The sequence below is a fragment of the Pseudoduganella sp. GW821-FHT11H04 genome (assembly GCF_058807935.1).
The window spans coordinates 11,982-32,374 of sequence record NZ_JBXARE010000009.1; the positions used below are offsets into that span (position 1 = coordinate 11,982).

Annotated in this window: 17 protein-coding genes; 11 read left to right on the forward strand and 6 right to left on the reverse strand. The window is 61.1% G+C overall.

The features are described from left to right. Positions 1-105: 105 nt before the first annotated feature. The 9 genes from AC1RTP_RS19285 (at position 106) to AC1RTP_RS19325 (ending at position 12,430) form a co-directional block, all read left to right on the forward strand. The gene (locus AC1RTP_RS19285; protein WP_498609575.1) at positions 106-285 is read left to right on the forward strand and encodes a hypothetical protein; all 180 of its coding nucleotides are present in this window, start codon (positions 106-108) and stop codon (positions 283-285) included. Next, entirely contained in the window at positions 282-1,127 is an 846-nt protein-coding gene (locus tag AC1RTP_RS19290; RefSeq protein ID WP_498609577.1) for an alpha/beta hydrolase, read from the forward strand. Before AC1RTP_RS19285 ends, AC1RTP_RS19290 begins: the two co-directional genes overlap by 4 nt. A gap of 101 nt (positions 1,128-1,228) precedes the next feature. After that, positions 1,229-2,437, forward strand: coding sequence for an efflux RND transporter periplasmic adaptor subunit (locus AC1RTP_RS19295; RefSeq protein ID WP_498609579.1), 1,209 nt, complete (start codon positions 1,229-1,231; stop codon positions 2,435-2,437). Between the two features lie 3 nt (positions 2,438-2,440). Further along, positions 2,441-5,623 carry an efflux RND transporter permease subunit gene (locus AC1RTP_RS19300; protein WP_498609581.1) on the forward strand — a complete coding sequence of 1,061 codons (3,183 nt, stop codon included), beginning with the start codon at positions 2,441-2,443 and terminating at the stop codon, positions 5,621-5,623. 1 nt (position 5,624) lies between these two features. After that, positions 5,625-7,064 (forward strand): efflux transporter outer membrane subunit, encoded by a 1,440-nt coding sequence (locus AC1RTP_RS19305; RefSeq protein ID WP_498609582.1) that lies wholly within the window; start codon positions 5,625-5,627, stop codon positions 7,062-7,064. 200 nt (positions 7,065-7,264) lie between these two features. Next, positions 7,265-7,705, forward strand: coding sequence for a hypothetical protein (locus AC1RTP_RS19310; RefSeq protein ID WP_498609584.1), 441 nt, complete (start codon positions 7,265-7,267; stop codon positions 7,703-7,705). Positions 7,706-7,896: 191 nt separating this feature from the next. Further along, positions 7,897-8,433 (forward strand): purine nucleoside phosphorylase YfiH/LACC1 family protein, encoded by a 537-nt coding sequence (locus AC1RTP_RS19315; RefSeq protein WP_498609585.1) that lies wholly within the window; start codon positions 7,897-7,899, stop codon positions 8,431-8,433. Next, on the forward strand, positions 8,430-9,281 hold the full coding sequence (gene blaSMB, locus AC1RTP_RS19320) for an SMB-1 family subclass B3 metallo-beta-lactamase (RefSeq protein ID WP_498609587.1): 852 nt from the start codon (positions 8,430-8,432) through the stop codon (positions 9,279-9,281). Before AC1RTP_RS19315 ends, blaSMB begins: the two co-directional genes overlap by 4 nt. 212 nt (positions 9,282-9,493) lie before the next feature. After that, positions 9,494-12,430, forward strand: coding sequence for a polysaccharide lyase family 8 super-sandwich domain-containing protein (locus AC1RTP_RS19325; protein ID WP_498609589.1), 2,937 nt, complete (start codon positions 9,494-9,496; stop codon positions 12,428-12,430). A gap of 23 nt (positions 12,431-12,453) precedes the next feature. Here AC1RTP_RS19325 and AC1RTP_RS19330 read toward each other — a convergent pair whose 3' ends face one another. From AC1RTP_RS19330 to AC1RTP_RS19340, 3 genes are all read right to left on the reverse strand, one after another. After that, the gene (locus tag AC1RTP_RS19330) at positions 12,454-12,672 is read right to left on the reverse strand and encodes an entry exclusion lipoprotein TrbK (protein ID WP_498609590.1); all 219 of its coding nucleotides are present in this window, start codon (positions 12,670-12,672) and stop codon (positions 12,454-12,456) included. A gap of 182 nt (positions 12,673-12,854) precedes the next feature. After that, entirely contained in the window at positions 12,855-13,169 is a 315-nt protein-coding gene (locus AC1RTP_RS19335) for a hypothetical protein (protein WP_498609591.1), read from the reverse strand. Positions 13,170-13,288: 119 nt separating this feature from the next. Then, a complete protein-coding gene (locus AC1RTP_RS19340) occupies positions 13,289-13,636 on the reverse strand; it encodes a hypothetical protein (RefSeq protein WP_498609593.1) in 348 nt (115 codons plus the stop codon). A 188-nt stretch (positions 13,637-13,824) separates the two neighbouring features. Here AC1RTP_RS19340 and ligD point away from each other — a divergent pair, with 188 nt between their 5' ends. After that, entirely contained in the window at positions 13,825-16,275 is a 2,451-nt protein-coding gene (ligD, locus tag AC1RTP_RS19345; RefSeq protein ID WP_498609595.1) for a DNA ligase D, read from the forward strand. A 15-nt stretch (positions 16,276-16,290) separates the two neighbouring features. On the opposite strand, the gene ku is transcribed toward ligD, so the two are convergent. Both ku and AC1RTP_RS19355 read right to left on the reverse strand, forming a co-directional pair. After that, positions 16,291-17,292, reverse strand: coding sequence for a non-homologous end joining protein Ku (gene ku, locus AC1RTP_RS19350; RefSeq protein ID WP_498609597.1), 1,002 nt, complete (start codon positions 17,290-17,292; stop codon positions 16,291-16,293). A 2-nt stretch (positions 17,293-17,294) separates the two neighbouring features. Next, positions 17,295-18,278: an SDR family oxidoreductase gene (locus AC1RTP_RS19355; RefSeq protein ID WP_498609599.1), complete on the reverse strand. Its 984-nt coding sequence runs from the start codon at positions 18,276-18,278 to the stop codon at positions 17,295-17,297. Between the two features lie 88 nt (positions 18,279-18,366). Here AC1RTP_RS19355 and AC1RTP_RS19360 point away from each other — a divergent pair, with 88 nt between their 5' ends. Continuing rightward, positions 18,367-19,839, forward strand: coding sequence for a diguanylate cyclase (locus AC1RTP_RS19360; RefSeq protein ID WP_498609601.1), 1,473 nt, complete (start codon positions 18,367-18,369; stop codon positions 19,837-19,839). Positions 19,840-19,869: 30 nt separating this feature from the next. On the opposite strand, the gene AC1RTP_RS19365 is transcribed toward AC1RTP_RS19360, so the two are convergent. After that, complete coding sequence (locus tag AC1RTP_RS19365; RefSeq protein WP_498609603.1) at positions 19,870-20,280, reverse strand: hypothetical protein; 411 nt, start codon at positions 20,278-20,280, stop codon at positions 19,870-19,872. Positions 20,281-20,393 lie beyond the last annotated feature (113 nt).

Below are 20,393 nucleotides of genomic sequence, written 5' to 3' on the forward strand. Positions count from 1 at the left end.
CTAGTGGAAGTTTATTATTACCGTATTGCAGCATGAAAAAGCCATTGACCTTCCCGCGATGGGAACGATTAAAGTGGCTTTAAGTTACAGAGAAAAGGAGCAGTCATGAGTAACCGGGATGGATTCTTTGCAATGGTATCGTTGGCGCTGGGCGCGATCGCCCTGGCAGGCGTCCTGTATACCGACGAATACTCTTACGGCGCGCAGGTAGGCTTTGGCGCCGTGCCGGCGCAGACCATGTTGGCCTCGGCCAGCGGTCAGGCCGCAACGGAGGCTAAAGAATGACGGCGCAGGCGCCGGCGGACCTGAAGATCCGCGAACTCGAAGTGCGCGGGGCCCAGGGTCCGCTCGCCGCACGCCTGTACCTGGCCGGGAATCCGTCCGCCAAGCGCGATGCGCTGATTGTTTTCTTCCACGGTGGCGGCTTTGTAGCCGGCGACCTGGAGGAGGCGGACGAATTCCTGCGCCACCTGGTCACGTGCAATCCAGGCCACGTGATCCTGGCGACCAATTACACCCTGGCGACCGTCAGCCCGTTCCCGGCTGCAGTTGAAGATGCCCACGCCGTGCTGGCCTGGGCCAAAAAGAACAAGACCAAGCTGGCGTGGAGCGGCAAGCAGTTGCTGACCGCCGGTATTGAAGCCGGCGCCAACCTGGCGGCTGTCTCCGCGCTGATGGCGCGCGACCGCGGCGGCCCAGCGCTGGCGGGCCAGATCCTGATCATGCCGATGCTGGATCCGGGCCTGTCCACCTGTTCGATGCGCGAGCTGCCGAACTGTCCAGACCAGATGAAGGTAGCAAATACCTGTGCCGCCGCCTACCGCGGCTACCTGCCGAATGCCGCCGACCGCGCCCACCCTTACGCGTCGCCGCTGCAATCGAGCCGACTGAAAAATTTACCGCCGGCCCTGATCCTTTCGGCCGAAGACGACCCGCTGAGGGACGAAGCAGAACAATACGGGGCGAAATTGATCGCCTGCGGAGTAAAGACAACAGTCAGACGCATGCCACCGGCGCCACTGCAAGAGCCGGGAGCCAGGAACGAATGCGCGTGCAGGGGCTTTGCGTTGAAAGAGATGGCCAGTTTTATCAGCGCCATCGACGGCCCGGAACAGCCGTCGGCGTAGAGCCGGTTTACCAGAAAACAGTCGTTTAAAAAATAGTGCCTGCGAGGCACATGGGCTCCTTTTTGCCAAAATTTATTACTCTCACCCCCAAGAGGTTAAGAATGAAGAAGATGAATCAAATATCCACTCTTGTGCGGCCGCTGGTTGCCGCATTGGCGATGGGCGGACTGGCGGCGGCCATCCTGTCCGGCTGCAATGCAAATAGCAAAGCAGCCGAAAGCCAGGCTCCTGCAGCAGGCGGCCCGCCGGTATCGGCAGCCGTTGTAGTGCAGAAGTCTGTCGCAGAGACCCAGGAATTCTCGGGCCGTATCGAAGCGATCGAGCACGTGGAAATTCGTCCACGCGTCAGCGGCTTCATTACTGCCGTGAACTTCAAGCCTGGCAGCGAGGTGAAGAAGGGTGACGTGCTGTTCGTAATCGATCCGCGTCCATTCCAGGCAGAAGCCAGCCGCGCCGACGCCGCCGCCAATTCGGCGCGCGCCAAGGCCGACCTGGCGAAAGTGGAACTGGTCCGTGCTGAAAAGCTGCTGGCCGATAAAGCCATCGCCCAGCGCGAATTCGACGAACGTTCGTCGGCGCTGAAAGAGCTGGACGCATCGGCCCGCGCCGCATCCGCAACAGCGGAAGCAGCGCGCCTGAACCTGTCCTACACCCAGGTGGTATCGCCGATCAACGGCCGTGTGTCGAAGGCAGAGATCACCCTCGGCAACCTGGTTGATCCGAATGCCGTGCTGACCAGCGTGGTTTCGCTGGACAAGATCTACGCCAGCTTTGACGGCGACGAAGACACCTTCCTGCGCGTCGGCGGCCAGGCCCACAAAGGCGAGCCGGTCGCCGTGAAGGTCGGACTGGCCAACGAAGCCGGTTTCCCGCATGAGGGCAAGCTTGAATTCGTGGACAACCAGCTCGATACCCGCACCGGTTCCGTGCGCATGCGCGCCACCTTCGACAACAAGGACCGCGCCTTGGTGCCGGGCCTGTTCGCCCGCGTCCAGCTGGACGGCGGTACCGCCACCCGCAATTCGCTGCTGATCAACGACCGCGCCGTCGGCACTGACCAGAACCGCAAGTTCGTGTACGTGATCGGCGCCGAAAACAAGGCGGAATACCGTCCTGTGGTGCTGGGCCCGAACATCGACGGCCTGCGCGTGGTGCGCGATGGCCTGAAACCAGGCGAGAAGATCGTCGTCAACGGCCTGCAGCGCGTGCGCCCCGGTGCGCCGATCACGCCGCAAATGGTTGAAATGACCTTTGACCCGATGGCAGCCGAAAAAGTGGCCGCCACCGAAGCCAAGAAAAACAAGGAATAAACAATGAACTTCTCACGTTTCTTTGTCGATAAACCGATCTTCGCGGCGGTTCTATCGATCATTGTATTCGTAGCGGGCTTGATCTCGATCTTCAAGCTGCCCGTCTCCGAATACCCGGAAGTGGTGCCGCCATCGGTCGTGGTGCGCGCCGTTTATCCGGGCGCGAACCCTAAGGTGATTGCGGAAACCGTCGCCGCGCCGCTCGAAGAGCAGATCAACGGTGTCGAGAACATGCTGTACATGTCCTCGCAAAACACCAGCGATGGCGCGCTGATGCTGACCGTGACCTTCAAGATCGGCACCGACGTCGACAAGGCTGAAACCGCGGTGCAGAACCGTGTGCAGCGCGCCTTGCCACGCCTGCCGGAAGAAGTGCGCCAGATCGGCGTGACCACGGTGAAGTCTTCGCCTAACCTGACAATGGTGGTCCACCTGCTGTCGCCGAACGGCCGTTACGACGACCTGTACCTGCGCAACTACGGCGTGCTGAATGTGAAAGACCAGCTGGCCCGTATTCCAGGCATGGGCGACGTGCAGATCTTCGGCGCCGGCGACTACGCCATGCGCGTCTGGCTCGATCCACAGAAGGTCGCCGGCCGTAATATGACCGCGTCCGACGTGGTCGATGCGATCCGCGAGCAAAACGTGCAGGTGGCTGCCGGCGTGATCGGCGCTGCGCCGTCCAAGTCGGCCGACTTCCAGCTGACCGTGAACACCCAGGGCCGTCTGAGCTCCGTCGAGGAATTCGGCAACATCATCATCAAGAGCAATGACGATGGTGCGCTGACCCGCCTGAAAGACGTGGCGCGTATCGAGATGGGCTCCAACAGCTACTCCCTGCGTTCGCTGCTGAACAACAAGTCCGCAGTCGGTCTCGGTATCTTCGAAGCGCCGAACAGCAATGCGCTGGAGCTGTCGGCCAATGTGCGCGCCAAGATGGAAGAACTGAAAAAGGACTTCCCGGAAGGCGTGGCCTACGACATCGTGTACGACCCGACCCAGTTCGTGCGTGAATCGATCAAGTCCGTGATCCACACGCTGCTGGAAGCGGTTGCCCTGGTGGTGCTGGTGGTGATCATCTTCCTGCAAACCTGGCGCGCATCGATCATCCCGCTGATCGCGGTGCCTGTATCGATCGTCGGCACCTTCGCGGTCATGATCGGCTTCGGCTTCTCGATCAACACGCTGTCGCTGTTCGGCCTTGTGCTGGCCATCGGTATCGTGGTCGACGATGCGATCGTGGTGGTGGAGAACGTGGAGCGTAATATCGCCAACGGCCTGTCGGCTCGCGATGCGACGATCCAGGCCATGAAAGAAGTGTCCGGCCCGATTATCGCTATCGCCCTGGTGCTGTGCGCCGTGTTCGTGCCGATCGCCTTCGTGTCCGGCCTGACCGGCCAGTTCTATCGCCAGTTCGCGCTGACCATCGCTATTTCGACCGTCATTTCGGCCTTCTGCTCGCTGACCCTGGCTCCGGCCCTGTCGGCAACGCTGCTGCGCCCGCACGACGCACCGAAAGACGCGTTGACCCGCGTCATGGACAAGCTGTTCGGCGGCTTCTTCCGCTGGTTCAACAACTTCTTCAACCGCGCTTCGCACAGCTATGAAACCGGCGTGCAAGGCGTCCTGAAGCGCAAGTCGGCTTCGGTCGTCGTGTACCTGGTGCTGGCCGCTGCCGCAGGCATCATGTTCAAGATCGTGCCAAGCGGCTTCGTGCCGGGCCAGGACAAGCAGTACCTGGTGGGCTTTGCCCAACTGCCTGACGCTGCCTCGCTGGAACGCACCGACCAGGTGATCCGCAAGATGTCCGACATCGCCAAGGAAATCCCTGGCGTGGACGCATCGGTCGCATTCCCTGGCCTGTCGATCAACGGCTTCACCAATGCGCCGAACGCCGGTATCGTGTTCACCACGCTGAAGCCATTCCACGAGCGTACCGACCCGTCGCAATCGGGTGCCGCCATCGCCGCGGAAATCAACAAGCGCATGGGCGCCGTGCAGGACGCGTTCGTGATGGTCTTCCCACCGCCGCCAGTGAACGGCCTGGGTACCACCGGCGGCTTCAAGATGATGATCGAAGACCGCAACAACGCCGGCTACGATGAACTGTACAAGACCATCCAGGCCATCCAGATGAAGGCATGGCAGGACAAGCGCCTGGCCGGCGTGTTCTCCAGCTTCCAGATCAATGTGCCGCAGCTGTTCGCGGACATCGACCGCGCCAAAGCCAAGCAACTGGGCGTGCCGCTGCAGACCATCTACCAGACCTTGCAGATCAACCTTGGTTCTCTGTACGTGAATGACTTCAACCAGTTCGGCCGTACCTATCAGGTGCGCGTGCAGGCTGACGCGCCATTCCGTTCGCAAGCCGAGCAGATCGCACAGCTGAAAGTCCGCAACGGCAAAGGCGAGATGATTCCCCTGTCGTCCCTGATGCGCGTGAAAGACAGCTATGGCCCTGACCGCGTGGAGCGCTACAACGCCTACGTATCGGCCGAGATCAATGGCGCTCCGGCTCCAGGCTTCTCGTCCGGCCAGGCACAGGCTGCGCTGGAAGGCATCGTCAAGGAAACCCTGCCGAAGGGTATGGGCTACGAATGGACCGAGCTGACTTACCAGGAAATCCTGGCCGGTAACACCATGATCTACGTGTTCCCGCTGTGCGTGCTGCTGGTGTTCCTGGTGCTGGCCGCCCAGTACGAAAGCTGGACCCTGCCGCTGGCCGTGATCCTGATCGTGCCGATGTCGATCCTGTGCGCCCTGATTGGCGTCAAGCTGACCGGCGGCGACAACAACGTGTTCACGCAGATTGCCTTGTTCGTGCTGGTTGGTTTGGCGTCGAAGAACGCGATCCTGATCGTGGAGTTTGCGCGAGAACTGGAAGACCATGGCCGCACCATCCTGCAGGCCGCGCTGGAAGCTTGCCGCCTGCGTCTGCGCCCGATCCTGATGACGTCGATCGCCTTCATCATGGGTGTGGTACCGCTGGTGTTCTCGGTTGGTGCAGGTGCTGAAATGCGTCATGCAATGGGTGTGGCGGTGTTTGCCGGCATGCTGGGCGTGACCTTCTTCGGCCTGTTCCTGACGCCAGTGTTTTACGTCCTGCTGCGCACCCTGGCGAAACGCCTTGAGAAGAAAGCCCCGGTGGCCGATGACGCCGCCCCGCAACTGGAAGGGACCCACTAATATGAAAAGTATGATTGCAAAGGGCGTGGCCCCGCTGCTGGCAGCACTTCTGCTGACGGCGTGCGCCGCACCTGAATTCAAGCAGCCGCAAGTCGACACCCCGAGCGCCTTCAAGGAGTCGCAAGTGGTGACGGCTGCCGACGGCACCCGCTGGAAGCAAGCCCAGAACGCCGAGCGCCAGCCGCGCGGTGAATGGTGGCTGGCCTTTGGCGACCCGGCCCTGAATGAGCTGGTCGCCGAAGCCACCCGCAACAACGCCAACCTGGCCGTGGCGGCCGCCCGCGTCAAGCAGGCGCGCGCCATCGCCGGCATCGCCGAAGCGGACCGCATCCCGCAGGTCGGCGTCGGTGTGGGCGCCCAGCGCGCCCGCAACTCGGCGCTGTCCCTGGGCCTGCCGGCCGGTGCTGACGTAGCGCCGCAGAACACCTACAACGCGACCCTGACGGCGAGCTACGAGGTGGACCTGTTTGGCCGGGTATCGAGCAATGTGGCCGCGGCTCGTGGCGACGCCGCACAGGTGGAAGCGAACTACCGCTCCGTCCTGCTGTCGCTGCAAGCCGACGTGGCACAGACCTATTTCCGCCTGCGCGCCACGGACGCCGAATTGGCGACTGTGGAGCAGACGGTCCGTTTGCGCGAAGAGAGTGTGAAGGTCAACCAACGCCGCTTCGACCTGGGCGACATTGGTGAATTCGACCTCTCCCGCGCCAAGACCGAGCTGTCGACCACCCGCGCAGAAGCGATCGGCCTGCAACGCCGCCGCGCCACCACCGAGCACGCACTGGCAGTCCTGCTGGGCAAGCCCGCAGCAGCCTACTCGGCGGGTAATAGCCCGCTGCTGGATTCGGCCCTGCTGCCCGCGATCCCGACTGGCTTGCCATCTTCGCTGCTGGAACGCCGTCCCGACGTCGCCTCCGCACAGAAGGCCATGGAAGCATCCAACGCCCGCATCGGCGTAGCGCGTGCGGCCATGTTCCCGGCGCTGGACATCACCGCCAATGGCGGCGGCGCAGCCGGCCACTTCAGCGACGTGTTCAAATGGAGCAGCCGCTCCTGGGTGCTGGGCGCCTTGCTGTCGATGCCCCTGATCGACGGCGGCCGTAACAGCAACAACGTCAAGCGCAGCGAAGCAGCACTGGAAGAATCGGTAGGCAACTACCGCCAGACCGTGCTGAGCGCCTTCGCCGAGGTAGAAGACAACCTGGCAGGATTGCGCATCCTGGGCGGCCAGACCGCACAGATCGACGACGCGCTGGTCTCGGCCCGCCGCTCGGCCGACCTCGCGCAGAAGCTGTACGATGCCGGCCGATCCAGCTACCTGGACCTGCTCGACGCACAGCGCAACCTGGCAGCCGTCGAACGCAACGCAGTGCAACTGCGCGGCGACCGCGCGGTCACCACCGTCGCCTTGATCCGCTCCCTGGGCGGCGACTGGAACTAACACGACAGTTTGATTAGCCCTTGACGGCGTACCGCCCCCGCGGACGCCGTCTTTTTTCTTGAAAGTCGGGGTCAGGTCGAGCAAATGGACAAATCGCTGCGCGATTTGTCCATTTGCTCGACCTGACCCCGACTTTGTTTTTAATAGTTGACAATGGGCAACGTATAATCTGGGTATTTCATCCATCGTCAAACGCTCAAATGCCGCTACTTCACAAAGTAAGCATCGCGCTGTTCACCGTTTTCGTGGTCGTCTGGACCTTCCTGGCGCTGAATCCGGAACCGTTGTCGAATGCGCGTGCCCACAGTCCTGAAGCCAAAGCTTTTGTCAGCGGAGCGCTGAAGGAGTTCTGCGGTGGGCTGTATACCGACGGCGTTTGCCCGGCGACGGCGATATCTGAAAAACAGCGCTGGACGGCGACTACTTATCTCGGCCGCTCCGACATCCCAACCCAGCAGACCGATTCCATCCTGGCTTCCCAGGGCTGGCAGAAGATTGGCGCTGAGACTGACAAGATCACTACCTTCTGCAAGCATGGCTACTCGGCCCGCTATGACCAGAAGGATGGCCATGTCGGCACTTTGTCCTTCGCCGGCGGTAGCCATAACTGCGAAAAGCTCGCCCGCAAAACCCATAGCTGAAATTCATTGATTCGCTTGCCAAACCACCTGAACACGCCTATGATTGCGACAAATGTCACACAAAGGCTAATATGGTCGCAAGTAGTCTGTTAAACAGTATCCCCGGAATCCGTCATGGCTTTGGATGTGCCGAGGCGCTGGTCCCTCCAGTCCTAGAGCAGCTTTGGGCCCTGCGTCCGGTGAAGCGGCAAGTGCACGGCACCCGCGTTGCCGCGATCGACGCGCCAGAACAGGCGGTTGGCGATGCGGACGGTTTCCACACCGCGGTTGCGGACTTGCCTGTCAGCGTAATCACCGCGGACTGCGTGCCGCTGCTGTTGGCGCGTCGCGATGCTTCGCAGGTGGCGGCCGTGCACGCTGGCTGGCGCGGGCTGTACGACGGCATCATCCCGGCGGCGCTGGATGAAATGGGGCAGGGCGCTTCAATCGCCGCAGCGATCGGCCCCACTATTTGCGCTCAATGCTATGAGGTCAGTGAGGAACTGGCGAACGACTTTGCCCGCAAATTCGGACCCGAAGCCGTACCAACGTTCCGCCACCTTGATCTGCGCGCCATCGCCGAACAGCAGCTGCGCGCAGCCGGCGTGCAGGAAATCGAACACGTCGGCGGCTGCACTTGCTGCAAGCGCGATGCCGCCGGCGAACCAATCTACCGCAGTTACCGGCGTGGCGACCGTGGGTCGCAAATGCATTCCGGCCTGTACATCACCCCCCAGGAGAGAACTTGAAGAAACTGATCACCACCATGGTGCTGGCCGCCCTGGCCAGCGTTGCCGGCGCCGCCGAGCATTCGGACGACTGGAACGGCGCGCAAAAGCCGTTCCCCCTTTATGGCAACAGCTACTACGTCGGCACCGCCGGCATCAGCGCTGTGCTGATTACATCGCCGAAGGGCCATATCCTTATTGATGGCGCGACGGAGAAGGGCGGTCAGATCGTGGCGGACAATATCCGCGCGCTCGGCTTCAAGCTGAAGGACGTTAAATACATCCTCAGTTCCCACGCTCACCACGATCACGCCGGCGGCATCTCGCTTTTGCAGAAACTGAGCGGCGCCACCGTGCTGGCAGGCGCCGGCAACGTGGAGACCCTGCGTACCGGCGTCTCGCCGAAGGAAGATCCTCAATTCGGCACGCTAGACAAATTCCCCGGCTCCGTTAAAGTAAAAGCCGTGGCGGACGGCGAAGTAGTCAAACTGGGCGCGCTGGCCGTCACCGCGCACAGCACCCCCGGCCACACCCCAGGCGGCACCACCTGGTCGTGGGAGTCCTGCGAAGGAGGGCATTGCGAGAACATGGTCTACGGCGACAGCCTGACCGCCATTTCGGCCGACGGCTACCGCTTCACCGACCACCCAGAACTGGTGGCGACTTTCCGCAGCAGTTTCGCCAAAGTGGAAGCCATGAAGTGCGACGTGCTGGTGGCCGCGCATCCGGCAATCAATGACCTGTGGGGACGCCAGGAGCGCGCAGCAAAAGAGGGCAATTCGGCCTACGTTGACAACAAGGCATGCGTCGCCCTGGTAGCCGGCGCCCGTGCACTCCTCGAAAAACGCCTGGCCAGCGAAAAACGCTAATCCCCTAATGTTCTCGGCGCCGCAACCATAATGCAACACAGCGTGAGAATCTGTGAGATTTTCGTTGCGGCGCGCGCTTGTTGAGTGATAACGTTATCCCATAACACCAAAAACATCAGCAGCGCCTGACCGGGGTATGTTTTTCTGCCCTTGTGTGATAACGATACCAATGCCTGGCGCTCATTACGGGATCAATCAACGGAGGAGGAGACATGCTTCAGAAGAAGAACTGGCTGCTGCGCAGTCTGGTAGTGGCCACCCTGGCCCAGGGTGCAATGCTTGGCGGCGCGGCGCGCGCCGACGAATTTGACGATATGCGCGCGAAATGGGCCCTGCGTGGCGGCCCGGTCGACAATAACGACCCGGACGTCATCGCATCCAAATCCCAGGGCCAGGACAATGCCCAGGTTTATTGGGACACGATGCTGCGCGATGCAGGCCGTAACTCACTATGGCCGGACTTGGCAGACTGGACCAAATCGGCCAACGTAACTGGCAGCTTCACGCGCCTGGGGGCGTTGGCTAACGCCTACAAGGGCGGCAACGCCAACCTGAAAAACAATCCAGACGTCTTGCAAGCTGTCTACGATGGCATCGACTGGATGCTGCAAAACTATTACAACGTCAACACCGTCGAATTTGATAACTGGTGGGACTGGCAAATCGGTACGCCGCAGCAGATCAACAATATGGTCTACTCGATGTACGATATCTTTCCGATCGAGCGCCGCACCGCGCTGCTGACTACGATCGACCGTTTCGTGCCTTACGCCAGCCCACGCCTGAAACCGGACGGCACCGCCGGTACCGCTGTTGAAACTGGCGCCAATCGCCTCGACAAAGCATTCATCCTGGTGATGCGCGGCATGCTGGGCAAGGACGGGAGCAAGATCGCGGCGGGCCGCGATGCGATTAGCCAGACTCTCCCTTACGTCACCACCGGCGACGGTTTCTATGCCGATGGCTCCTTCATCCAGCATACCCACGAGCCTTACGCCGGCGGCTATGGCGGCGTGCTGTTGAGCGATATCTCCAAGCTGTATTACCTGCTCTCCAATTCCAGCTGGGATGTTACCGATCCAAACAAGTCCAACGCCTTCAATTGGGCGATGAACACCTTCCGTCCTGTGATGTACAACGGCGCCATGATGGATGCCCAGCGTGGCCGCACGATCACCCGCCAGTATGGCTCTGACCACCTGACCGGCCGCGGGATCGTCAGCAATATGCTCGCGCTGGGCCAATCGCTGCCGGCCGAGCAGGGCGCTCAGATCAACGCCGTGCTGAAAGGCTGGCTGCAGCGCGACACCTCGTTCGGTGCCAGCTATTTCACTCCGATGCAGACGGCTACGCCGGGCGTGATGAATGTGATGTCCGGCTCCGACATCACGAGCTTGAAGGCGATCATGAACGACGCCAATGTCGTCGGGGCGGACGAACCGCTTGAAACGCGCGTCTACCCATCGGGTGATCGTGTGCTGATGCGCCAGCCGGGCTTTGCGTTCGGCCTGTCGATGTTCTCCAAGCGCATGTCCGCCTTTGAAACCGGTAACCAGGAGAACCGCAAGGGCTGGTGGACCGGCATGGGCATGACCTACCTGTACAACGGCGACCAGACCCAGTACGGCGGCAATTACTGGGCAACTATCGACATGCAGCGCTTGGCCGGCATCACCACGGATCACAGCAGCGCAGCGCTGGTTGACTGGAAGTTCTATGGCAATACCAAGACCGGTGTCGGTGGTGCTGAACTGAACAAGCAGTTCGCAGCTGTCGGCATGGATTTCGCCGCCCTGAACGTGACCGGAACTCCGCTGGTTGGTAAAAAGGCCTGGTTCCTGTTTGGCGACAAGGTCGTGGCGGTCGGCAGCGGCATCACTACCACGGATGGCAAATCGGTGGAAACGATCGTGGAGAACCGTAAGCTTTCGGAAGACGGGCAGGAAGTTCTGACCGTCAACAATACGGCGAAAGACTCCATGATTCCCTGGGCCGAAGCCATGCCGAGTACTAGCTGGGCGCATCTCGCGGGCAGCGTGCCAGGTTCCGATATCGGCTATGTATTCCCCGACAGCGGCACCACCGTGGCTGGCCTGCGCGAGCAGCGCTCGGGCGCGTGGAGCGACGTTGGCTCAAACTTGGATACCGCCCAGTACACTGACAATTATCTGTCGCTGGCCCTGGACCATGGCGTGAATCCGACCAATGCAGCTTACACCTACATCATGCTGCCAAACCGCACTGCCGAGCAGGTGGCGGCCGCCGCGGCCAACACCGGCATCACGGTCTTGGAACGTTCGACTGCTGCCAGCGCAGTCAAAGACACCTCGCAGGGAGTTACCGGCCTGGTGTTCTGGAACGACAGCAGCAAGACTGTCAACGCCAACGGCCAGCCGCTGGTCACCAGCGACAAGAAGTCGGCAGTGGTACTTAAGCAAAGCGGCACGGACCTGCAAGTGGCGGTTGCCGATCCGACCCAGCTCAATACCGGCAACCTGAATATTGAGGTGAATCGCGCCGCGACGACGGTGCTGTCGACCGATCCGGGCATCACGGTGGTGCAAACCTCGCCGACCATCAAGCTGCAAATCGCGGTCAACGGTTCGGGCGGCAAGTCATTCGCTTCGCACTTCACGTTGAGCAACCTGTCGACGCTGTCGCCAGCTGCCGATGCTTACGTGCGCGACGGTACTTACGCGAGCAGCAATTTCGGCACGGCGACCACGGTGACCGTGAAGTCTGATGCGGTGAGCTATGCACGCAAGGGCATGTTCAAGTTTGACCTGTCTAGCGTAGAAGGCACCATTGTCAGCGCTTCGCTGCGCCTGACGCCAACCTCGGTAGGCATGGCTGGCATCACGCATAAGCTTTACCAGACGGTGGATGCGAACTGGGACGAGACTTCGGTCACCTGGAATAACCGCCCGGCCAATTCCTCACTGGTTACCAGCTGGAGCGTTCCGGCTGTGAACACCCAGGTAGCGCTGGATGTGAGCAGCCAGGCCATCACAGCACAGGGCGGCAACAAGCTGCTGTCGTTCGACGTGGAGTCCGCGCAGAACTACGGCGCCAGCGGTTCGGTGGATTACGCCTCGCGAACCCACTCCAACACGGCTTATCGCCCGGTGTTGGTCGTCACTGTGCAATGATGCGGTGAGGAAGGGGGGCGGGCTTAGTTGGCGCCTGCCTTTTCCCGTTTCGCGCAATTGGCCGACAGGATCGAGCGTTCAAGGGCGTCGCTGACTTGCTTGATCGCTTCTGGCGTGCAGTTTTCGGTCAATGGTTTCGATGCCACCGTGTTTGCCGGATGGCGGGTGAAGCCTCGGTATGCGACGGTGGCAAGGATGGCTGCTGCAACGACTGCAATGACGAGGTTTGCGCGGGATTTCAAAGGTTGGTCCGATTGATTGCCAAAGTCCTGCAATCATACAGAAAACCCGCCTTGCCAGCGTAATACGCCGGCGAGGATGGGTTGGAAAAGGTTGCCGGTCCCCGCCGGGTCAGCGCGCCATTCCGTTTTGGAGGCGGAATACGAGTAGGCGCGCTGGCGGCTGGGGAAGCGGCGGGCGCTGCTTACTTGGCTGGAGCAGCTTCTTTTGTCGCGGCTACTTCTTTGGCTGCGTGTTTCTTGGTGTGGTGCTTGGCCGGTTTGGCTTCCTTGCTTGCGCTGGAGTGCTCGTGTGCAGCAGCTGGGGCCGCAGCGGTGGCCGAGGAGGCTGGGGTAGCTGCTACGGCTGGAGTTGCAGGAGTAGCTGCCGTTGCCGGGGTAGCGGCTACCGCAGGTGCGGCTGCTGGTGCTGGCTTGGCTGCTTGGGTCGCGGCAGGTGCCTGGGCGAAAGCGGCGGTTGCGAACAGGCTTGCGATCAGGGTAGCGATGGTCTTTTTCATGGTCAGTTTCCTTGTTGGTATTACGTGTTTCGGACGTCTGGTTCCCCGCCGAGCCAGTGCGCAGCGCTGATTGACTGGTGATCGCTTGCGGCGCACTGGCGGCTGGGGAAGGGAGCTGCTTACTTGGCAGGAGCGGCTTCTTTAGCGGCTACTTCCTTGGTTGCAGCATGTTTTTTTGCGTGCTTGGCCTTTTTCACTTCTTTAGGTGCGCTCGACTTCTCGGTCGAAGCGGCTGGAGTAGCAGCGACTGCCGGGGTGGCAGGAGTTGCCGGCGTCGCCTTGGCGCCTTTGTCCGCCGGAGTGGCTGGAGTCGCAGGGGTAGCTGGGGTTGCTGCGCTGGCGGATGCGGACATAGCGCTCGAAGCGTGTGCAGCGGCGGCAGCTGGCTTGGCGGCTGGGGCCGGAGCTTGTGCGAAGGCAGCGGTTGCGAACAGGCCGGCGATCAGGGTGGCGATGGTCTTCTTCATGGTCAAGCTCCTAAGTAAAGTGGGGTACTGCGTATCGTGTGTCGTGCATTATTGCCGTGTCACTGAGCAAGAAACGGCGGCCGATTCTCTCTAGTTGACGGGTATTACACCTCGTTACAACTACCAGAACTTCTTACAAAGTGCGGCAGGTAACCGTCTGCGTCCGCCGCTGCCCGTACAGTGGGGGCATGAAGGACGCACTGAAGACTTACAAGGCCAAGCGTAATTTCAATATCACGCCGGAACCAGCCGAGGGAGGCCGGCCGGGCCGGGGACGGCTGGCCTTCGTCATCCAGAAGCACTGGGCGCGGCGGCTGCATTACGACTTCCGCCTGGAGCTCGACGGCACCATGAAAAGCTGGGCGGTGCCGAAGGGGCCAAGCTACGACACGCATGACAAGCGGATGGCGGTGCACGTCGAGGACCATCCCATTTCCTATAACGAATTCGAAGGCACCATCCCCGAAAAGCAGTACGGTGCGGGGAAGGTGATCGTTTGGGATCGGGGCACCTGGGAGCCGGTTGAGGACCCGCGCAAGGGAATGCAAGCCGGTAAGCTGGTCTTCAACCTGCACGGCCACAAGATGCACGGACGCTGGGCGCTGGTGCGCATGCGGGGCAAGGGCGAAGATAAGGAGCCCTGGCTGCTGATCAAGGAGAAGGATGAATACGTCCGTCCCGCAGCGGAATTCAGTGTGGTGGATGAAATGCCCGATAGCGTCAAGACGCTCGGCGCCGTGGTCGAAGCCGGTGCAGCATTGCCAGCCCCGCCGCGCATCAAGCGCCTTCCGGCCGAGCTCGAGCCTGAACTGGCGACGCTCGTCGACGCGCCGCCAGCGAGTCCGGAAGACTGGCTGTTCGAAGTCAAATACGACGGCTATCGCCTGCTGGCCCGTATCGATGGCGACGACATTACGCTGCACACCCGCAACCGAAACGACTGGACGCACAAGCTGGAGCCGCTGCGTGCGGCACTGGCCAAGGCCAGGCTGCCGGATGGCTGGTACGACGGCGAAATCGTGGTCCACAACGAAGAAGGGCGTCCCGACTTCGGCCTGCTGCAGCAGGCTTTCGACGGCAAGCGCACCAAGGACATCGTCTACTTCCTGTTTGACGCCCCTTACCTGGATGGCGAAGACCTGCGCGGACTGCCGCTGGAAGAGCGCCGAGCAAGGCTGGAGTCAGCGCTAAAAGGCGTCAAGGGTCAAACCCTGCGCCTGAGCGCCGAGCTGGCCGCGCCGCCTGAAGAAGTGCTGGCCGCTGCCTGCAAAATGGGCCTTGAGGGAGTGATCGGCAAGCGCCGGGACTCTACGTACACAGGCCGCCGCTCGCGCGACTGGATCAAGCTGAAATGCGCGCAACGGCAGGAGTTCGTCATCGGCGGTTATACCGACCCGCAAGGCAGCCGTACCGGCATCGGTTCGCTGCTGCTCGGCGTCTACGGCAAGGACGGCGCACTCCATTATGCTGGTAATGTCGGCACAGGCTTTAACGACAAGACCCTGCGCGAGCTGGCCGACAAATTGAAGCGCCTGAAGTCCGGGGAAAGCTCATTCTCCGCCAGCAAGGCCGTCGCCCGCAAAGCCCACTGGGTCAAGCCGAAACTGGTGGCGGAAGTGAGTTTTGGCGAATGGACCCGCGGCGGGTCGGTGCGTCACGCCGTATTCCAGGGGCTGCGCAAGGACAAGACCGCCGGCGAGATCCAGCGCGAGCAGCCGGTCGCCATGGAGGAGGACACCGTGCAAAGCAAACTGCCCGCCTCACTCAAGGTGAGTAATCCAGACCGCGTGGTCGATCCGGCCAGCGGCTTGAAGAAGATCGACGTGGTGCGCTACTACGCGTTTGTTGCCGACCTGATGCTCGAACACACGCGTGGCCGGCCTGTTGCGCTACTGCGGGCGCCGGACGGCATCAGCTCGCAGCTGTTCTTCCAGAAGCATGCCGATGTGAGCAAGCTGCGCGGCTTGAAGGAGTTCCCGGGCGAGCTTGATCCCGACCATCCGCCGATGCTGGAAGTCGGCAACGTGGCGGCTTTGCTGTCGGCGGCCCAATTCAATGTGATCGAGTTCCACACGCAGAACGCATTTGGACGAACCTACGAAAAGCCGAACCGCATTCTGTTCGACCTTGACCCCGGCGCCGGTGTTGAATGGTCTGCGATGCAGGAGGCGGCGCAGCTGGTGCATGCCTTCCTGGCGGAGCTTGGGCTGCCTTGCTTCCTCAAGACCAGCGGCGGCAAGGGTTTGCACATTGTGGTGCCGATAAAACCTTACTACGACTGGGATACGGTGAAGGCGTTCAGCAAGATGGTCGTGGGCCATATGTCTGCCATTTTGCCGGCCCGCTTTGCCCTCAAAAGCGGGCCGAAGAACCGCGTCGGCAAGATATTCATCGATTACCTGCGCAATGGACGGGGCGCGACGACCGTGTCCGCCTGGTCGGCTCGGGCGCGTGCGGGACTTGGTATTTCCGTGCCGGTGGCGTGGGACGAGTTGGTGAGTCTGCGGGGCGGCGATCATTGGACCGTTGCCACTGCCCACACGCGGCTCGATGTCGGCAACGCGCCGTGGGCCGACTACGCCAAATCCGCCGTCGGCCTGGCGCCTGCGATCAAAGCAATCGGAATGAAGCCGGCCTAGCTGCAAGTGCGGCTTCTATGCGGCTTTGCGGCGTGTGGAGGCGTGCTTGGTGGTCTTTGCGGCGCTGGTGCGCTTGGCGGCTGGCGTTTTGGCTGTGGAGGTCTTGCTGCTGGCGCGCGTGCTCGCGGTGCGGGTCTTGCTGGCTGCACCGCTGGACTTGGCTCGCGCACGCGTCGGGCGTGGCGTGGCTTCCTCTTCGTCCTCCTCCGTTTCGCTGGCTGCTGCGGCACGGCCTTTCGATCCAAGGCTTTGCTTGAGCAGCGCCACCAGGTCCACCACATTGCTGGCCTTGGGCACGGGCGCTTCGCCAGTTGGCTCGGTGAGGGTATGGGTCTGCCCAGCTTTCACTTTCTTCTCGACCAGTTTGAGCACATCTTCGCGATAGGTATCGTGGTACTCCTTGGGATTCCACTTCTCGCTCATGTCTTCCACCAGCGACAGGGCCATTTTCAACTCCTTGTCTGTGATGCCCGAGTCGCCCGGCAGCTTGAGATCTTCAACGCTTCGGATCTCAGTCGCATAGCGCAGCGTATTCATGATGATCCCATCGCCCACTGCAACCAGCGCGCATAAGTGCTGGCGCGTTCGGATCACCACCGTCGCAATGGCAATGCGCGCCGCTTTGAGCAAAGTCTGGCGCAGCAAGGAATAGACCTTGTCCCCGCCGCGCCCTGGCGAAAGGTAGTAGGGCGTCTCGTAGAAAGTCAGCGGCACCGAATCAGCATCAACGAAGGTCATGATATCGATTGTCTGCGTCGCCTTGGGATTGGCCAGACGCAGATCCTCATCACTGAGCACGACATACTCGCCATCAGAATACTGGTAGCCTTTGACGATATTGTCCCAGGTGACTTCCTTGCCGCTGCCCTTGTTATAGCGCTTGAAGCCAATCGGTGAGAAGTCGCGCTTATCCAGCATGGTCAGGTCCAGGTCATGCGACTCGACCGCCTTGTGCAGCTCCACTGGAATATGCACCAGGCCAAAGCTGATTGCGCCTTTCCATAGTGCTCGTGTCATGTCTATTCTCCGATGCTGCCGGTAATCGGCAAAACGATCCCGGTGATATAGCTGGCGCAGGATGGCGCCGCAAGAAATACAAAGGCCGGCGAAATCTCTTCCGGCTGCGCTGGCCGATGCATATCGGTCTGGCTGCCGAATTCCTTCACCTTTTCGGGCGCCTGGTCGGAAGGATTCAGAGGCGTCCACACCGGCCCCGGCGCCACCGCATTCACCCGAATGCCCTTATCGATCAAGTTGGAAGCGAGCGACATCGTGAAGGCATGGATCGCGCCCTTGGTGGTCGAATAGTCGAGCAGTTTCTTGGCCCCCCGCAGGCCCACAACCGAGCCGGTATTCACAATCGAACTGCCGCGTTTCATATGGGGCAGGGCAGCCTTGGCCATGTGGAAGTAACCATAGATATTGGTCTTCATGGTCAGGTCGAAGCGCTCTTCGGACAACTCTTCCAGCGAACCCGCATGTTCCTGGAAGGCGGCATTGTTGACCAGGATGTCGATGCGGCCAAATGCGTGCAGTACCTCATCGATGGCATGGCGGCAGAAAGCCGGATCGCGCACATCGCCGGGGATCAAAATGCAGCGCTGGCCCTCGGCCTCGATATGCCGTTTGGTCTCGACAGCGTCTTGCTGCTCTTCCACCAGATAGATCAGCGCCACATCGGCGCCTTCGCGCGCATACAGCACAGCGACCGCGCGGCCTATGCCGGAATCGCCGCCGGTGATCACCGCCGACATGCTGGCCAGCTTGCCGCTGCCGCAATAATCTGGCGCCATGAATTGCGGCTTCAATTGCATCTCATGTTCCAGGCCGGGCTTTTGCAGGTGCTGTTCTGGAAGGGGCGGGGCGGGATAATTATGTTTTCCGGCCTGGGCGGGTTCCTTCTTTTCCTCGTTCTTAGGCCGCGCTGCGTCACGCTGGTCCTGCTGTTGCTGGACGGTACGCTGCTCGCTTCCCGCGCCAGTTTTTTGCTGCGAATTTGACATGACTTCCTCCTGTGCTCGGAAGTTCAGTATTCGCCCCGGCAACGTTGCTAACCGTGCGCTCCCTCACATAAAAGGGATGTTGTCGGCAATGAACTTGTGGCACACTGAAACCATGCCCAATCTTGCGGGCCGACGTCACCGCACCGGCCTTTTCCTCCATCCCGATCCCGCGCGACGCCAGGAATTTGTGGCGGCTTGCGGCGAATCGTTTGACCGTTTGCTGACTGCGGACAGCATTGCCAGCGCACGCCATGCGATGACGCACAACAAGATTTCCCTGCTGGTGATTGACCTGGACAGTCCGCTGACGCCAGCCGGAACTGAGTTGGCGGCTTTGGTGCGCAGCCGGGCCGGCAAGCCGGTGCTGGTGTTGTGCCCATTCACCCGTTCCGCCACTATGGCCGAGCTGATGGCGCAAGGTCCGCTGGCTTATCGCGTCACTCCAATCGGGCCGGAATGCCTGCGCGATTCCGTGGCTGCCTTGTTGACGCCTGCCGCCGATACACTCGCTTCAGCCCAGCAGCACTTGCTCGACCGCGAAGCCGAACTCAACGATTTGCTGGCAATCCAGCGCAGCCTCCAGCGTGCCTTGTACGGATCGGAAGAGCTGGAGCGTATGGGCTCACGCATCTGCAATGCGCTGTGCAGTTATCCCGGCATTTGCCATGCTGCCTTGTTCCAGGCCATCGACGATGATGCGCTACGGCTGGTGGCGCAGGATGGCCGGATTGACCTGGACATTACCGACCTTCTGGCTGGCCGCATGAGTTTGCTCGATGCCCCGGTCCGGCGCGGTGAGCTGGTGCTGCTCGATTCGCCCACCAAAGCCAACGACCCGGCGCTGACCGAATTGTTGGAAGAGAAGGGCGTTCATATGCTGCTGGCTTTCCCCTTGCGCGGCGAAGTTGGCGGGCCATTGCTTGGAGCGATTTGCATGCTGTTCGACCGTCCGTTGACTTTCAGCCGCGAACATTTCAGCTGCTTCGGTTCAGCGGCGCAACTGATCAGCTTTGGCCTGGTGATGAGCGACCTGCGTCATCAGAACGACGCTCTGGGTCTGGAACTGACCCAGATCACACCTTTCGATGGCTTGACCGGCGTTTCCAACCGGCGCCAGGGCGAGCAAGTGCTTGACGACGAAGTCCGTCGTGCACGCCGTTACGGACTGCCGCTGGCGCTGATTGCCTTCGACATCGACAGCTTCCGCACGATTAATGAATTGTACGGTTACACCAGCGGCGACCGCGCACTGGCTGTGCTGGCTAGCACCGTGCAGACGCGCTTGCGCAGCTCGGACACGCTGGCCCGGATGCGCGGCGAGCAATTCCTGGTGATCGCCACCCATACCGTCGCAATCGATGCCTACAAACTGGCTGAAGAATTACGCCAGTCAATTGCCGCCACCGAACTCCCCGGCGCCGACTCGGTCACCGCCAGCTTCAGCGTAGCCCAGCTCGCCCCCGACGAAGGCGCAAGCGAATTGGTCACCCGCCTCGAAGCCGCCCTCCACCGCGCCAAACGCTCCGGCCGCAACTGCGTCGAGCTGGCCATGGCCCGCTAGAAATCGCAGCCAGTCTCAATTTCCGCCGCTTCAAGTACGCATTGCTTCTGCCAATTGCCAGCGCGTCTCGCCGGGCAGGAGCAGCCAGACGTGCTTCCATGCGTTGCGGGTACAACCCGCCAGCTGTTTCACCAACTGCGCTGGAGATATTGCTTCGCCGTTATGACGAATGTAGTCGCCCTCGACCGTGGCGTAATGGATCTTGCGCCGTATGGCGATCCGAATCTTCGTGCCGGACGGCAGGAAGAGTGACTTCCATTGGTAGCCGCCCTGCAGTGAATCACCATTGTCGGCCGCGGCCGAATTTTGCCTGGCGATCCAGTCGGAAATAGCGCGGCCCGCGACTTCGGCAAATTCCTCGGTTACGCGCCTGCCGTCGCAGAAATCACTTAAGTCCATGAAGGTTTGAAACGGTACCGGTATGTTGATTAGCTCCCTCATTTTTCGGCTCCTTGGTTAGACGCGCTTGAATCTGCTCAAACTTGCATAAAGTGGCTAATAGCTGCTTATTGACGTCTCGATCTTGCTAATTTGATGCTCGTTTTTTCATGAAA